Here is a 16,056-nt window from a genome sequence, read left to right as displayed (position 1 = left end):
AACAAAATGAACTGACGGCTCCCAACCAAAGCGGTTCATCGTTCTGAGCGCGTCGGCTGCTAACGTGCCGCGACCGGGACCCAACTCGACATAATGACACCTGGACGGGCTGCCGTGGCGCAGCCACAAGTCGCTCAGCCAAATTCCCACCATTTCACCGAACATCTGGCTAATTTCAGGCGCGGTAATGAAATCACCGGCGGCGCCTAATGGATCTGCGCGGCCATAATATGCGGTGTTTGCCACCCGCATATACTCCGCAACGCTTATGGGGCCGGATGTCTCAATCAGCTGCGCCAGGCGTAGCGTAGTTTGCTCGGCGTCAGGCGACACTGTTACTGCCGGCAATGGGTTCAACGCGCTGTCGGCGGGCACCTGCCGTAAACACGAGAAATAGACCAACGAGGATCATAGGAATAGTCAGCCATTGACCCATGCTCAGGCCGCTTGCCTCGACAAGCCACTGAAGTTGCTGGTCTGGTTCCCGGAAAAACTCGACCGTGAAACGGGCAACGCCATAGATAATCGCTGCCATGCCGAACAGAAAACCGGGTTTATATCGCGCATCGGTTTTCCAAAATAACGGCCAAAGAATTGCGGCCATCAACAGACCTTCGAGCACAGCCTCGTAGAGCTGGCTTGGGTGACGCGGGAGATCACCTCCATTGGGAAAGACAATAGCCCATGGAACATCAGTCACCCGCCCCCAAAGTTCGTCATTCACAAAGTTGGCAAGACGGACAAGGAACAGGCCGAACGGGATAGTGCAAGCGACATAATCGCAAACCCGCAGGAAAGAGAGCTTATACTTGCGCGCCAAAAGCCAGATCGCAAATATGGTACCAAGCGCACCGCCATGCAACGACATGCCGCCTTCCCAGAGTTTCAAAATATCGACGGGGTTTTGCAAAATGGATGGCTGGTAGAATAAGATATAACCAATCCGACCACCAAGTATAATACCCAAGGTGGCGTAAAGTATCATGTCATCGGCATGTTCGCGTGACATCGGCGCCCCCGGACGCGCAAGAAGCTTTAGCAACAGCCAGTAGCCCAGCAATATGCCAGCCAGATATCCCAACGAATACCAACGGATCTGGAAGAAGCCCAAATCCAGTGCAACTGGTCCGACCCCAAGATCGGTAAACTGAATATAGCCAGCGGCGGACGCGATAATCTCGAATGACACAATATTTCCTCAGGATATTTTGACATTCCTATAGAGCGAAATAGAAGGTGCACAAAGAGTTTAGGAGAGAATCATATGCCGTCCCAATTGGACCTTGCAATCGATGCCACAATTAACCGTTTGATGGCCGATGATGGCCCGTTGGCGATTACACACGCCGAGAAATATGGTGTTGAACTGCCAGTTTTCGCCAAAGCGCCGGGCAATATGGCGGATTATTTCGCCTATTTTTGTGCTACCCATGCTCAAAAGGAATTTTTGGTCGACGGCGACATCCGACTGAGTTTTGCAGAAACCTATGCCGCAGCCCGCACGCTTGCGGGCGGGCTTGTCGAAGGCCACCAATTGCAAAAGGGCGAACGGGTAGGCATTGCTGCGCGCAATTCGGCCAATTGGATAATCGCGTATATGGCAATCGTCATGGCGGGGGGTGTTGCGACTCTTCTCAATGGATGGTGGCAAGGTGGGGAGCTTGCAGAAGGCATTCGGATGGTCGGTTGCCGTTTCGTGCTCGCAGACGAGCAGCGCGCGGCCAGAATAGCCGGTCATGACTTAGGCAGTTGTGAACTTCTCATTATAAACCATGACGCGCTGCCACTCGATGGTTTATCATGTTTAACCGCTAAGGGCGGAGGGACAACGACGCAGCTTCCAACAATTGATCCACTTGATAACGCGACCATTTTATACACATCGGGGTCAACTGGTCAGTCCAAGGGCGCTGTTTCGGACCACCGCGCCGTCGTCCAAGGCGCAATGAGCTATGTGGGGCAGACTCTTGTTTTCTTCGAGCTTTTGTCCGCTAGCGGCCAATCAATGCCTGCGCAACCATCCGCGCTTGTCAACGTACCATTGTTCCATGTCACAGCGTCCATCCCGTTGGTGCTGCAAAGCTTCGCCATTGGACGCAAGCTGGTGTTAATGCCCAAATGGGATGCCGAAGAGGCAATGAGGATTATTGAAAAGGAACGCATCACTTATTTTGTCGGCGTTCCGTTAATGAGCATTGAACTTGCGACCCACCCTGCACGGCACAAATATGACCTTACCAGCTGCACGGCCTTTGCAGCGGGCGGCGCACCTCGCCCCGTTGAACATGTTAAAAAAATTCGCAAGGAAATGAGCTGGGGGTACCCCTTGCTTGGTTATGGCCTGACCGAAACAAATGGCGTCGGTTGCGGGAATTTCACCGACAACTATCTCGAAAAGCCCACCAGCACTGGTCCGGCCACTAAACCGCTCGTCGAAGTTCAAATGCTTGATGATGACGGCAATGTTTTACCACAAGGCGAACGCGGTGAAGTAGGCATTCGCACAATCGCCAATTTCAATGGATATTGGAACAATGAGGACGCAACGCGAGATGCGTTCACCAGTGATGGGTTTTTCCGGACGGGCGATATAGGCTATCTCGACGAAGACGGTTATCTTTTCATAGTCGACCGCAAAAAGGACATAATCATTCGGGGCGGTGAAAACATTAGCTGCCCCGAAGTTGAAGCCGCAGCATATGAGCATGACTCAATCGTTGAATTGTCCGTGTTCGGCATCGCTGACGACAAATACGGAGAGGTTCCGGGCATTGTTTACCAGACCAAGGATGGCGTAACTCTTACGGAAGAGGAATTAAAGGCATTTTTGGCTCCGCGTCTTGCACCTTTCAAAATTCCTGCACATTTCTGGCAAGTAGCTGAACCGCTGCCGCGCCTGGGAACGCAGAAGATCGACAGGGTGACGCTCCGCCGCGAATATAATGCCAAAATATCTGCTTGAGGCTGACATGATGCCTATTCGCGACTAGGGTCGCCCTATGGCATCATCAGCGGAACGCATTATCAAGCAGCGCGATATTATCGACAGGAGCGCGCTTGCCGAAAAGATCGAAGGAATAGTGCGGGAACATGGGGCGCATGTGCGACGTCCCCGCGTCCTCGAGCTTCTCCAGACAGCGCTGGCCAGCGGTCGCGCGGAGATCAAACGCCGCTTGGGTGAGCAGCCGTCACAGGGCTATCGCGCCTCGGCCGAGCAGGCCTTTCTTATCGACCAGATCGTTCGGCTGATTTACGATTATGTGACAGTCCACGCCTATCCCGCAGCAAACCGTTCTGCCTCCGAGCGAATAGCGGTGTTAGCTGTCGGGGGCTATGGCCGGGGCGAGATGGCACCGCACAGCGACGTCGATATCGCTTTTGTGACACCTTACAAGCGCAGTTCGTGGACCGAACAGGTGGTAGAAGCTGTTCTCTACTTGTTGTGGGACCTTGGCTTGAAAGTTGGCCAGTCCAGCAGGTCTCTCGACGAGACCGTGAAAATGGCGCAAGAAGATTTGACCATTCGCACAGCGCTTTTGGAAAGCCGGTTTGTATGGGGGGACCGGGGTGTTTACGAAGAGGCATCCTTACGTTTCTGGAAAGAAGTGGTTGCCAATACAGCGCCTGACTTCGTCCGGTTAAAAATGGTCGAGCGTGATGATCGGCATCGCCGAATGGGCGACAGCCGATATGTGGTGGAGCCTAATATCAAGGACGGCAAGGGCGGTTTGAGAGATCTTCACACGCTGTACTGGATTGGCAAATACATCCACAAGGTCTCGACGGCCTCCCAGCTTGTGGATGTAGGTCTGCTAACGGCCGACGAGTATAACCGTTTTAAAAAGGCGGAAAATTTCTTGTGGGCGGTTCGCTGCCACATGCACAATATCACTGGTCGTGCGGAAGAAAGGCTTACCTTTGATCTGCAACGCGAGGTTGCCGAACTGATGCAGTTTGCTGATCGCCCGGGGCGTTCGGCCGTCGAGCGATTCATGCATTATTATTTTCTGAACGCAAAAACGGTAGGGGACGTCACCGGACTGTTTCTGGCTCATCTCGATGAATCAATGGCCAAAAAGGGCCGCAGATTTGTCCCCAGTTTTAATCGCAAGCCACGTAAGCTGAATGGCTTTCAGTTGGACAGGGGTCGGTTGGCTCTACCTGATGATGGATTTTTCACTCGTGATCCCGTTCGGTTGCTGGAGATATTCCATTTGGCAGATTTGCATGAACTGGAGATCCATCCCCTCGCAATGCGTGCAGCGCAAAGGGACGCGCGTCTCGTGGACAAAACGGTGCGCCGCGATCCGAGAGCCAATGCGCTCTTCCTGGATATCCTTACCTCTCCCCGCGATCCCGAGACCGTTTTACGCTGGATGAACGAATCCACTATTTTTGGACGTTTCATTCCGGACTTTCGGCGTGTTGTCGCACAAATGCAGTTCGACATGTATCATCATTATACCGTCGACGAACATTCCATCCGCGCAATAGGTTTGCTCGCAGAGATTGGCCGCGGAAAATTAAAGCAGGATCATCCGCTATCGACCGCAATTGTCCGCCAAATTGTCAGTCAGCGCGTATTGTTTGTTGCAACGTTGTTGCACGACATTGCCAAAGGACGCGGCGGTGACCACAGCGTGCTAGGGGCGGAAGTGGCACAGAATCTATGTCCGCGCCTTGGCCTTTCCCCGGCCGAGACGGAAACCGTAGCATGGTTGGTTCGTTATCATTTGCTGATGTCCGCCACCGCCTTCAAACGGGACCTGGCAGACTTCAAAACAATCCTCGATTTCGCTCAGGCCGTTCAATCGCCTGAACGACTGAAGCTCTTGCTCGTACTTACGGTTGTGGACATTCGCGCCGTAGGTCCGGGTGTTTGGAATAGCTGGAAACGGCAATTGCTGTCGGACCTATATGAGGCAACTGAAGAAGTGCTTCGGCTTGGGCACAAGCAGCGCGGGCGGGACGAACGGATCGCATCGAAAAAAGCGCAACTGGAGTCCGCCTTGCGGTTGCCCGCTGATAAATTCACATCACTTGCGAAAATTCTCCCTGATGCATACTGGATCGCCGAGCCCGATGACATTATCGAGCGCAACGCCCGGCATCTCTTGAAAAACGAAGGCACAGAACTTGCCATTGATGCGTGTTTCTACCCTGAACGCGGCGCCACACTCGTTACCGTTTTTGCGGCGGATCACCCGGGACTTTTCTATCGGATAGCAGGCGCCATCCATTTGGCCGGCGGAAACATTATTGACGCGCGGATTCATACCAGTAGCGACGGCATGGCCGTCGATAACTTCCTGATCCAGGATCCTCTAGGACGACCATTTCAGGAGCAAGGCCAGTTAAATAGGCTGAAGCGAAATATCGAGGAGGCTTTGACCAACCGCGCCAGGTTGATGACACAGTTGAACGCTAAGCCAAAGGCGCTCCGCCGCGCCGACGCGTTCAAGATTGCGCCATCCGTTCTCATTGATAATCAGGCGTCGAATCGGTTCACCGTTATCGAAGTCAACGCGCTTGATCGCCCCGCGCTGCTGAACAATCTGGCGCTTGCCCTGTTTGAATCAAAAGTCACTTTGCATAGCGCACATATTGCCACCTACGGTGAGCGCGCTGTCGACACCTTTTACGTGACAGATTTGTTCGGTGCAAAAATCGAGAACAAGAATAAGCTTAAAGCACTGGAGGCAAGGCTGTTGGAGGCCGCCACGGTAACTGCCCGTACCAAGGCAAAAGCTGCTGCATAATCCCGTGTTAACTGTAGGTCACTGAACCACACGCACGAAAAAAAAGGCCGGTCTTTCGACCAGCCTTTTTTTAACTTATGATCGGTTTCGGAATTACATTCCCGAACCTGGACCGTAGGTAACTTCAACGCGACGGTTTTGCGGTTCACGCTCACCATCTGCTGTCTGAACCAGTGGTGCAGTTTCACCGAATGCTTCAGTGGTGATCGCGCCACCAGAAACACCCTTGGACTCAAGGTACGAACGCACAGTTGCGTTACGACGTTGCGAAAGACCAACGTTGTAACGTGCGCTACCGGACTTGTCGGCGTGACCTGCAAGCATAACCCGGGCATTGCCACAATTTGAATATTGCGCAACGGCATTATCCAGAACCGAAGCCGCATCAGGACGCAAGTTCGACTTATCCCAATCGAAGAATACGATATAAGGACCCGTGTTGCAAACCGGCGCAGGTGGCGGTGGTGGCGGGGGTGGTGGAGCCACATAAGGTGGTGGTGGTGGGGGTGCAGCCACTTCGACTGGTGCTGGTGCTCCGCCGAAGTTATAAATCAGGCTACCCATCAGGCTGTGCGAACGGAAGCGAGTATCTATGCTGCGGCCAAGACGGTCAACCAGGCTGACCTTGTCTGCGTTGAAGAAACGATACTTCAGACCAACATCCCAGTTATCGCTCAATGGCGCGCGAACGCCAGCAAGTGCCTGCCATGCAAAACCTGTGTCGGAGTCATCAAGGAACGAAGGTGCTCCAAGAATTGTCTGTACGTCTACACGTGCAACACCAACACCGCCGCCGACGAAGCCTTGAATGCCATCATCGTCACCGAAATCGAGCAGTCCATTGACCATGAAGCTCAATGCACTTGCGTCACCAGCAACATCATACGAGCCGGCACGAGCCAAGCCAGTTGTTGGACCGCTAGTGATCTGTGCAGTCTGGCTATTGAAACCAGTTACGTCAGCCTGACGATACGATACTTCTGATTCAAGACGGAAACCGCCAAAATCATAACCAACGACGCCACCGAAATCAAAACCCTTGTCTGTGTCAACTGACGCAGCATCATTCAGTGCGCCAATATCCAAACTCAGGTCTTCTACTATCATGACACCGCCATCAACTCCAACGTACCACTGGTCGTCGCGGGCCAAAGCCGGTGATGCCAGAGCAGTAGAAGCGAGCGCCAAACTTATGGCTAACTTACGCATCAACTTTCCCCTTTTCTATCTTAGGAACGGAAATTCGAGAACGCAGGTCTATCGATTCTGTTCCCGCGATGCAAGTCGCTATGTATCTATACTGTTGCCAAAATGTCGCCATTTTTGACAGTTGGTGATAAATTTGGCTGCCTTTTCCTAGCTTCTCTGCTCATGTTGCTATTATGCCTATCAACCTGAAATAGTGCAAAATCGCATCGATGGCTGACCGCGCTTCAACATCAACAACATTTCCGCCTGTGGGATTGGGCGTCACAGGTGCGTCCATCCATTGGCCCCTCAGGTGAAAGTTATAACAGTGGGCCGACCTGTTCCGGACGCACATGCCCTCCTGCGGGATTACAAATCTCCAACTGCCTCCAACCCAGACGGCAATCTGGCCGGACTTGGCTTCCCACTGGCCAGTCGCGGCGCCAGTGATCAGCCAGCACTTGCCGACATCATGATCGGTTGGCACAGGTGGCGCGGATAACGCATCTTCGACCACCATGTGCGATCCCGTCCAATAGTCCCGCGCATATCGAACATCGCTGTCTTTTGCCTCAACGATGCATTTGGCCGCTGTCGCGCTGAGCACCGCAGGAAGTTCAAAACGTATTTCGCCGCGCCCGGCCTGTTCAAAGCCGCTTTGCTGGATACCTGCCTGATAGTCCCGTTCTGCATCATAATATCGTAGCGAAATGGCGCGCGGAATATGCCCGGCTGGCGGTAATATGTGCTTGGGCCTCTCAAGTGCACGCCCATTTTCAGCGACAGCGATAACGATGTGATGCGGCGCGTTTTGCCTTGCTGTAACATCGCGGATGACAAGCTGCTGTTCCTGAACAACCAATTCAACGGGACACGCACCCAAAATCGGAGAGATCGCGTCTCTCACGCTGGCACCGGTGGCAGCAAAGCCACCAAGCTCGATCGTGCTTTCGGCCGAGATATCGCTATCCGCGACGGCTGCAAGAAACGACGGCAGCGTCAAGGGGCCGTCGCGCTCGAAAACCTCGAAACTGAACGACGGTATGCGATTGCCGAATTCAGCGAGCTGTAGATCTTCAAACACAACGTAAGCGATACCCCGATGCGCCGGGCATTTGCCGGGCCCCTCGGCCGACGCCAGCAGCGGGTCGGGTTGTTGATTTTCATGACCATTGTAAACGCGCATCCGCACATCGACTTTCAGATCGCCATTCACACCCCGGATTAAATTACCATCGGCCCAAATCCTGCCAATGCGCGCCACTGGCTTACTCGACAGCGCGATACCCAAACTGGCGCGATAACTGTAATTCACGGTCGCTGGGCGACCCTTACCTCCACCCGTTTTTGTGCGCTGTTCAATCAAATCTGTAGACCAGATCACTGTACCGGCCACCCGCATTGCTCCAAATATGCCCGGTATCTGCGTGCCGTAACTTGATGTCTGGACGGCCAGTTCTTTCAGACGGCTTCCCTGCCGTGCTGCGGGGCCGAACAATGCACCATCAACTTGCTGCCCGAGTGCGGCGCCAATAGCGCCTCCTATGGGTCCGCCAAGGGCCGAACCGACGGCTGTTAAGACAAGGGTTGCCATATCAGTCTCCTTTAAAGCGCCAACGAGCAATTTCGGGGTACGGCAGCGGTAGCGGGGTCAGCACGACGCGAGCCAAACCCATATGGGCATGGACGGCACCCTGCATTGTCAGCACTGCAAAATGGATCTGCCGGTGTCCGGGACGAAGCAGCAACAGGTCACCGGCAACCAACGACGGGTCACGCACTTTATCAAAGCCGCCGGCAGCGAAAAAAGCTTGGGCACGTTCCTCGAAACTGCCCCGAATGCTATAATTTGTAGGCGCGTCAAATTGATCGCCGACCGCGCAGAGACAGCACGCCGCGACGCCAACGCAATCAAGTCCGGTCTGGACCGAACGGCCATACAGCTGAAAGGGAGCACCCAATAATGTCACTGCACATGCCGCAATATTGGCTTGATCTTGCGTGCGCGGGGCTTCGATCCTAATTGGCACCGGGATATCGGGTGAGGAGATCATTTCCGGGCAAATACGGCTCGCCACGAAAATTGATTCCGTTACCAAATCGGGCAGCACAGGTGGACATTAGCTTGTCGCACCCTTCCGTCAATTCGACCATATCGCCAATGTCTGCGCTTCGTAAGGGCGCTCGAAGCAGCAGAATGTCGGAATCCGCGTTATCCGCAATTCTGGTGGTCAGGCCGCAATTGGCGCCGGAAAGCCAGCGCAACTCGCCATAGGCCAGATGCCCGTCTGGAATAAGTGACCGCGGCGTGACCGATATCCGATTGTCATCAACGCCCGAAACCTCTGCCAGATGCCGAAACCGTTCGCGATTGAGGCCGCAAGCCGCATCGCAGAAGTGCGCGCGGCAGGACGGAGATGTCTGCGGAGCGACCGCCCTGTCGAGCTGTGCTTGTGGGCCTATAAGCTCGGCTTCAAAAGTGTCATCGGTATAGGACACCTGTCCCAACTCACCGGTTGCCAGCACCCGCTTCCCACTGGACGGCGTCGTCCAGTCAAACAGGAAAATTTCAAGATACGCTCCATCCCAACGCCCCACCGCCAGGTCATCCGCGCAGATGGAATCCGATGTCAGCGCACCCGACACCTCCAACCCGTCCTTATCCAGACCGGCGCTCTGAATCACCGTGGTTGGTTGCAAGCCGGGACTGGAACGAAGCATAATTCCATCATGCAGTATATCGGCGTCATGTGAGGTAAAGCCCAAAGTAACCCCGTCCGCCCGCTCCAGTCGCCACCCATAGACTATGGTTGTCAGAGCGCCCTCCATCCCCGCGTCCATTAGAATGCTTCCCGAATTTCGACCAAAGGAACGCTTGGTATTTCACCCGCCCCGAAGGTCGCCCGCGCCACATCGATGCGGTCTGAAGCAAAACGGACAGGAACGTCGAAACGATAGCCAGCGGTTATGACAGCACCAATTGCCGGCGCGGTCCTGAAATATATCACGCCGCCGGGCGCAAGTGACCAACCCGCTGCAGTCAGGCCGTTGACTGCCACAATTACTGTTGCCGCAACTGGCCGGGTTATCCGGCGTATTTGTCCGTTAGCGCCATAGGTTTTCAATAAAGGAAAGGCTGTTTGGACTGCATCACCCACACCAAGCCTCTGGTTCAACATATTCGGATTGCCCGACATGCCGTTCGAGCTGTTGTCGAACGGGTCTGAAAAGCGGAACCCGACCGCTGGACCGCGCCTGGCGCGAAAGAATGAAAGCAACTGCCCCAACTCGGTTTCGGACCGGACACCTGGACCCACATCATAGCTTAGCCGTGCATTACCCCAACTGCTGTTGCGGCGTTCGTGGCCCGAAAGCGTGGTGACAATATTTGTCGAAAACTCCGCCGTGACCTCGGCTTCTCGACCGATGTGCAGTGGAAAAAGCACATCTTCGAATTCCTGCATCGCATCCCCCTCTTGTCCGATCTCAAAATGTGTAAAACCATCGCGGGCGACTTGCGGCAGTGCCCAGACATAGGTTTCCGCCGTGCCGCGTGCGCGGCTTTGCGCAGCAGCGAATTCAATTTCGGCCCACTGCGCCTTTTCTTCGGGCCGCAGGACAAATCCCGTTAAATAATGCTGCTCTGCGACTGGATAACCAAGACGCGTGGCCATCAACGGAACCGCACGGCGGGTCGCGCCATGATTGCCGGAAGTGACCCAGTCATAATCTTCAAGTTGAAGCACGTCGAAAGCAGGCTTGACCCAACCAAGCGGCACATTCGCTCGCATCGCCTCGGGTGCATCGGCATCCAGTACCGTGGGCAGATAGACAAGCAGGAAGGTTTGCGCACCCGCGCTCCCCGCCTCTTGCCGCACAGCATCGCAAATTGAGGCTGTAGACGCAGCTAGCAATTGACCTGCACGATCCAGCATCGCCTTTTGCGCTGTCGTCTTTGGCCCCTTAATGCTCGAAATGTCCACCGACAGCGGCCCAAATGACGCAGCGGCAGCCGCGTCATAAAGGCAAATCCGGCCATCAGGCATGATCCACCACCATGGCTCGCCAACCTGGAATTTAACCGGCAGTCCGGCGTCTCTCAAAATCGCCGCAAAAGCCCGCGCCACGGCCTTCAAATAGTTCATCGCCCCCGAATGTGCCGGCGATAATAATGTGGAGGGCGGGTCCCAACCCGTCAATGCTGGCTCGCCATTTGCTGCCCTTTGTTTCCAGTCATTCCAGCTATGGGCGTCAAACAGTTCGTAGCTTAAAGAGAAAATCAGGTCGTAGCCGAGCGCTCTGGCCTGTGCAGCAAAGCTGCGGTGCCATGCAGTGCAAGGTGCGTTTAGCGCACTGTTCGACAAGCTGACATAATGCGCATCACCCAATGGCTCGAGCTCGAAATAATGACTCATGCCGACATAATGGTTTATCGTCCCGCGATAACCCAAGGCTTGGATTTGCCGCAACAGTCGCGCTGGCGTTTGGTTATAAGCGTCATCATATCCAGTCGCCATTTTAAGATCATGTTCGGGGACCAGCACGTCGCCGGTATTTAACATCACGCCCGCACCATCACACCGGATTTCGGCCAACTCGACCCAGCCCTTGGCGGCAACTGCGAGACTGCCGGGTTGGCCAGTATAAGTGGGCGGAACGAGCGAAAGGAACATCCGGTCGATATCGCCGGCGAACACAGGATCGCCTTCCTGTGGCAACAGGAACCCGCCATCGAGGTCGCTGAAATCCAGCACGATCTGTGCATCTTCGGGCGTACCGACCGCATAATTCCAAAGCCGGACATACCAGCTTTTTGATACCCCCGCAGCGTCACGGCCTGAGATGGTCAATGTCGGGCCGTTGACCGCATCCAGCGGCATGATACCCTTTGACTGCCAACGGAAGCTTAACGTCAATCGTCGATAGTCGCGGTTGGTCTCATAGGTCAGCAACGGGTGGTCCCAATCATCGGCGCTGTCCCAGATCAACCCCGCCAGATCATTGCTGCGATAGAACACTGCCTCTGCGCGAAAGGATTCTGGCCCGGTTGACACCACGGAGGCCATCATCGGCCGCGGGAAGTTTACGGTCCAAAAGCGTGGATCGAACCGCATGACCGGCGAAGATTTTTGCTCCCGTCGTTTGCCGCACAACCAATATGCCATGGCTTAATCCCGCGCCAGGGCTTGACGGACTGCGCGCGCAACATGACGTGAGGATCGCTCAAGCGCAGCAGGCGCAGTGCCTCGTACGTCGGACACGTTAATCGTCATTCGTACATGTGTCGTTGGCCCCGATGCAGAAGTGTTCTCAATTCGCCCGCTGCTCGTGGGTACAAAAAGCTCAGGGCCCCTCTCACCGACGCGATAGGCTCGACCCGGCGAGACTGGTCCGCCGGTTGCCCGGCCCGGCGCGCCCAAAGCGCCGCCAAGCAACGAACCCAGTGCCCCCAGCAAACCGCCAGCGCCTCCTGCACCGCCGCCCGTTCCATTCATACCCGAACGAATGGCGGCAGTTGCGATCTCCGACAGAACGGACAACGCCACCCGGCGCAAATCTTCAAAGCCGAATTTGCCACGTTGAATGGCGTTCGCCAGACCACGTTCGAGCGCGGACCCGGCGCGTTCCAGTCCATCGGCAAAAGGACCATCCAGTTCTGCGCGCATCACTGCCACGTCATTGGCAAAGGCCCGTGTATCGGCCCGCACCGACACAACGAGCCGATCAATTTCTTCATCCATCATGCTTCTCCGATCAATCGTCTGGAAACCGCTTCATCAGTTTGTAAATGGCTTCCTGGTCTGGCGGCGTTTCCCCGTCACTCGTGATCGCCTGCAATATCCCCAGCAGTTCGGCGGGCGTAGCGTTCCAGAAATCATCCGGCCGCCAGCCAAGTATCAACACGGCTTGGGCTGCTAGCTTGCCTGCGGCTTCACCAAAGGTCATCGACCACTTAATATCTGACCAAGGAGGATCTTGAGCGCAGGCGTCGTGGCCGAAAGACCCGCCTTGGCGACGCTTTCGCTAAATTCTGCGCGCGTTAACCCGGCGCCAACGTCCACATGACAGTGCCAGAACAACGCCACCAGCTCGGACAGCTTCAGATCGCCCGCTGCCGCACGCTCAACAAGCGCGAATAATGGTCCAAGCTCGTCCTCTGCCGCGACCAGCGCCGCAAAGCTTGGGCGAAGTACAAACGTTCCATCTTCAATCGACAGTGACGCTTCGCCACGCATCTTATTTGCTGGCCGCCTCATAATGACGCGACCTGTCCACTACTTTCCAGCGCCAGCGTGTACGACCGCTCGCCGTTGAAATCGCCAGAATAATCGAGACGCGCGACCAGAAATTTCCCGCGCAACCTTTCCCCGCTTTCAAAGCTTAATTCATAGTCATCAAGCAGACCTGAGAGCGCGTTGTTCTTAAGCCGGGTTTCGGCGATCGAGCCTGTGAAGACGCCAGCACCCGACACCGAAACCGAGCGCACGCCGGCGCCCGAAAGCAACTCGCGCCAGGCGCCGCTACCCTTGTGGGTGATAACAACCGGGTCACCATTGATCGACAATTGCGTGGTGCGAAGGCCAGCGACCGTTGTGTAAATAGGCGTGGCGCTGCCATCGCCGACCTTCAGCAGGAAGGCGCTCCCTTTTTCTGCAGGCATTTGCATTTTCCTTTCGAGAAATTCCGCACGTCGGCGGAGAAAATTACTGTAGGTTCAGACCGCTAGCAGTCTAACGCGATGCTCCACCAACCCGGCCCATGGCCCAGCCGGATCGCGCACGACGATTGACCGCAGGAACGTCAGGCTCGCGATGCGCCAACCGGGCAGGTCCCGCGGGATCGCCATGACGGCGTCGTCGACATGGCCCATAAGGTCAGCCAAACGCGTTGCAGCGTCACCATCATCCCACACCGTCAGCGCCAAGCGGATTTCCCGGCCCTGCTTGGTTTTGGTGCTCCAGTCGGTCGTCAGACCATCGGTGACAGCCACATAAGGAAAGGCTGCGCGCGGCGGCGGGCCGTCGTAAATGCCGGACAGCTCGGCCTTTAACACCGGGTGCGCCGAAAGCGCGGCCACGGCAGCGGCTTGGAAGACCTGATTTGCGTCACTCATCGTCCAAAATTCCTTAATCTGGCGTCATCAAGCATCCGGCGGCGCAGGTTTCTGCCGATCAGGGTCACACCCCCGTCGCTGCGTTCGATGCGCACGCCTGTCGCCAAGTCCGTGGCCATCAACTGGTCGCGTAGTTGCTCCGCGCGGCGCTCAGCCAAGACGCCTGCTCTGGCGTTCATACGATCGGTGTTCATCGCACTTCCTCGCAGGTGAGTTGCATCTGCGCGGGCGTTTGTGGATCACTCAGGGCTGCGCGCACCGCGAGATATTTGCCCCGCCAGGTCAGCCTTGTACCAAGGCCCAAGCCTTCACGTTTGCGTATCGTCACGCGCCATCGCGGCATCGCTGACAAGGCATCAGCGCGCGTGAGATCGGATGGCATCAACGGCGATACCGCTGCCCATACCTGCCCGTCATAACGATAGCTTCCGACCGCACCCGCCCGGCTGTCACGCGTACCCATCCGTGTTTCGATGACGACTCGTTCGCGCAGCGCGCCAGCAAATTCGCCGCTCATGCGATCTGCATCCGCCGAAACGGAAGCAGCAAAGCGAGCGCAGCGGCAGGTGGTCCCGCATCATCAGCCGAATCTCTGTTGCTGTAAAAATGCCCCGTCAGCCTAAGCAAACCTAGTCGCAGGGATTCGGGCAGCCTTGCCCAGTCGGCGGCTTGTCCTGCAACAACCGACACGGCAACACGACCTGCAATACCCGGTTGCAAAACACGGAAATACACTTCCCCGCGCGAACTGGTTTTTGCTTCCCATGCCGATGCCGGCATAGGAAAGGTCGCCCCCTCGGCGGGAATGGCAGTCACGCCGATGACCGACTGAACGGGCGTTGCCTGTAAAATTTGCCAGCCGGAACCAGCGGTGACAATCTCTTGCGCAGCGCGCCGGATGAGAACCTTCTGTGTGAACTGCTCGGCATGCGCAACGGCTGCGACGGCACAGCTTGCCAGTACATCGTCATCCATGTCGTCATCGACACGCAAATAGGTCCGGACCTCGGCCAGCATGACACTGTCGAGGCCGAGCGGTTCAACGCTCAGCATATGCATTTCCTTTGGGATGTGGCGATCACGGCATCGAAGTACGTGCGTCGCATAATGATTAGTATTTAACCTTAACGGTTATGTTTGGAATTTAATATAACCAAGCGCTTCTGCCCCACGCTACGGAAGGGCAGAGGCACGCATTCTATGTCAGTGAAAACTTCATCAGCTTGATCGCTGCGGAATTAATCAAGGCGCCGCCAAGCCGCTTGGTCGCGTAGAAATGCACATAAGGCTTGTTGGAATACGGATCGCGCAGGATGTTGGTCTCGCTCCGCTCGGCAATGAGATAGCCCGCCTTGAAATTGCCAAAAGCAATCGACAGGCTGTTCGCCGCAATATCGGGCATGTCCTCGGCCTCGACCACCGGATAGCCCATCAACGTATCGGGCTGTCCTGCTGCAAGCCCCGGCTGCCAGATGAACGCCCCGTCGCTTGTCTTGAAACGGCGGATGACTGACAAGGTCGACGCATTCATCACCCAACTCGCCCCCTGCCGATATGGCGCGCGCAGTGCATGCACCAGCTCGACCAATTTATCCTGCGGATTGGTCGCCGCAAAGCCGCCAGCCACCCCAGTCGGAACATATTGCAGCGTGCCAAAGGGCCGCGTCGCATCACTCGTCGTGGCATTGGGCGCCGTCAGGAATCCGCGTGGGCGATTGGTGCCATTGCCATTGATAAAAGCCGCACCCTCCGCCTTGGCGAATTCGGTCGCGATTTCATCGGCAAGCCAGGCCTCCACATCGAACGCGGCATCATCCAGCATCGCTTGCGTCGCTGCGGGGTTCGCATAAAGCTCACCAAAACTCGGGACGATTTCGTTAAAGGTCGGCGTTGCTGTTTCTGGGCGTGTTGCCGTTTCTGATGCCCAGCCGGACGTTACACCATTTTGCGTCACCAGCTTGCGATACCCCGCTGACCCGACACGCACGACGCTCG

At 55.8% G+C, this 16,056-nt stretch carries 18 protein-coding genes; 2 read left to right on the top strand and 16 right to left on the bottom strand.

The annotated features are described in order from the left end of the window. Together ACK4S7_RS11460 and lgt are read right to left on the bottom strand one after the other, a co-directional pair. On the bottom strand, window positions 1-252 hold a 252-nt coding region (locus tag ACK4S7_RS11460), incomplete at its 3' end, for an SAM-dependent methyltransferase (RefSeq protein ID WP_409646894.1). A 70-nt stretch (window positions 253-322) separates the two neighbouring features. Beyond that, complete coding sequence (lgt, locus tag ACK4S7_RS11455) at window positions 323-1,189, bottom strand: prolipoprotein diacylglyceryl transferase (protein WP_409646892.1); 867 nt, start codon at window positions 1,187-1,189, stop codon at window positions 323-325. Window positions 1,190-1,264: 75 nt separating this feature from the next. On the opposite strand from lgt, the gene ACK4S7_RS11450 reads away from it, so the two are divergent. After that, window positions 1,265-2,962 (top strand): class I adenylate-forming enzyme family protein, encoded by a 1,698-nt coding sequence (locus ACK4S7_RS11450; protein WP_409646891.1) that lies wholly within the window; start codon window positions 1,265-1,267, stop codon window positions 2,960-2,962. Window positions 2,963-2,999: 37 nt separating this feature from the next. Then, the gene (locus ACK4S7_RS11445; RefSeq protein WP_409646890.1) at window positions 3,000-5,759 is read left to right on the top strand and encodes a [protein-PII] uridylyltransferase; all 2,760 of its coding nucleotides are present in this window, start codon (window positions 3,000-3,002) and stop codon (window positions 5,757-5,759) included. A 93-nt stretch (window positions 5,760-5,852) separates the two neighbouring features. On the opposite strand, the gene ACK4S7_RS11440 is transcribed toward ACK4S7_RS11445, so the two are convergent. The 14 genes from ACK4S7_RS11440 to ACK4S7_RS11375 form a co-directional block, all read right to left on the bottom strand. Next, the gene (locus ACK4S7_RS11440) at window positions 5,853-6,968 is read right to left on the bottom strand and encodes an OmpA family protein (RefSeq protein WP_409646888.1); all 1,116 of its coding nucleotides are present in this window, start codon (window positions 6,966-6,968) and stop codon (window positions 5,853-5,855) included. Between the two features lie 160 nt (window positions 6,969-7,128). Beyond that, a complete protein-coding gene (locus tag ACK4S7_RS11435) occupies window positions 7,129-8,541 on the bottom strand; it encodes a DUF2793 domain-containing protein (RefSeq protein WP_409646887.1) in 1,413 nt (470 codons plus the stop codon). Between the two features lies 1 nt (window position 8,542). Next, window positions 8,543-8,977 (bottom strand): peptidoglycan endopeptidase, encoded by a 435-nt coding sequence (locus ACK4S7_RS11430; protein WP_409646885.1) that lies wholly within the window; start codon window positions 8,975-8,977, stop codon window positions 8,543-8,545. Continuing rightward, window positions 8,967-9,788, bottom strand: a complete 822-nt coding sequence (locus ACK4S7_RS11425) for a DUF2163 domain-containing protein (RefSeq protein WP_409646884.1) — start codon at window positions 9,786-9,788, stop codon at window positions 8,967-8,969. Before ACK4S7_RS11425 ends, ACK4S7_RS11430 begins: the two co-directional genes overlap by 11 nt. Further along, window positions 9,788-12,112 carry a DUF2460 domain-containing protein gene (locus ACK4S7_RS11420; RefSeq protein WP_409646883.1) on the bottom strand — a complete coding sequence of 775 codons (2,325 nt, stop codon included), beginning with the start codon at window positions 12,110-12,112 and terminating at the stop codon, window positions 9,788-9,790. Before ACK4S7_RS11420 ends, ACK4S7_RS11425 begins: the two co-directional genes overlap by 1 nt. Window positions 12,113-12,115: 3 nt before the next feature. Then, a complete protein-coding gene (locus ACK4S7_RS11415) occupies window positions 12,116-12,688 on the bottom strand; it encodes a tail tape measure protein (protein ID WP_409646893.1) in 573 nt (190 codons plus the stop codon). Window positions 12,689-12,701: 13 nt separating this feature from the next. Continuing rightward, window positions 12,702-12,893: a phage tail assembly chaperone gene (locus tag ACK4S7_RS11410; RefSeq protein ID WP_409646882.1), complete on the bottom strand. Its 192-nt coding sequence runs from the start codon at window positions 12,891-12,893 to the stop codon at window positions 12,702-12,704. Next, window positions 12,890-13,204, bottom strand: coding sequence for a gene transfer agent family protein (locus tag ACK4S7_RS11405; protein ID WP_409646880.1), 315 nt, complete (start codon window positions 13,202-13,204; stop codon window positions 12,890-12,892). Before ACK4S7_RS11405 ends, ACK4S7_RS11410 begins: the two co-directional genes overlap by 4 nt. Further along, the gene (locus ACK4S7_RS11400; RefSeq protein ID WP_409646879.1) at window positions 13,201-13,608 is read right to left on the bottom strand and encodes a phage tail tube protein; all 408 of its coding nucleotides are present in this window, start codon (window positions 13,606-13,608) and stop codon (window positions 13,201-13,203) included. The genes ACK4S7_RS11405 and ACK4S7_RS11400 overlap by 4 nt, the downstream gene beginning before the upstream one ends. 54 nt (window positions 13,609-13,662) lie before the next feature. Then, complete coding sequence (locus tag ACK4S7_RS11395; RefSeq protein ID WP_409646877.1) at window positions 13,663-14,061, bottom strand: DUF3168 domain-containing protein; 399 nt, start codon at window positions 14,059-14,061, stop codon at window positions 13,663-13,665. Further along, on the bottom strand, window positions 14,058-14,255 hold the full coding sequence (locus ACK4S7_RS11390) for a hypothetical protein (RefSeq protein ID WP_409646876.1): 198 nt from the start codon (window positions 14,253-14,255) through the stop codon (window positions 14,058-14,060). Before ACK4S7_RS11390 ends, ACK4S7_RS11395 begins: the two co-directional genes overlap by 4 nt. After that, a complete protein-coding gene (locus tag ACK4S7_RS11385; RefSeq protein WP_409646874.1) occupies window positions 14,252-14,578 on the bottom strand; it encodes a phage head closure protein in 327 nt (108 codons plus the stop codon). The genes ACK4S7_RS11390 and ACK4S7_RS11385 overlap by 4 nt, the downstream gene beginning before the upstream one ends. Next, entirely contained in the window at window positions 14,575-15,114 is a 540-nt protein-coding gene (locus tag ACK4S7_RS11380) for a head-tail connector protein (RefSeq protein ID WP_409646872.1), read from the bottom strand. Before ACK4S7_RS11380 ends, ACK4S7_RS11385 begins: the two co-directional genes overlap by 4 nt. 145 nt (window positions 15,115-15,259) lie before the next feature. Continuing rightward, window positions 15,260-16,056 (bottom strand): phage major capsid protein (locus ACK4S7_RS11375; RefSeq protein WP_409646870.1); only part of this gene is annotated, 797 nt, incomplete at its 5' end.

Origin of the sequence: Sphingorhabdus sp. (genome assembly GCF_046292425.1) — a bacterium.
GTDB lineage: Bacteria > Pseudomonadota > Alphaproteobacteria > Sphingomonadales > Sphingomonadaceae > Sphingorhabdus_B.
The sequence above is the reverse complement of the archived record's forward strand: the minus strand, read 5'-3'. Positions and strand labels throughout refer to the sequence as shown.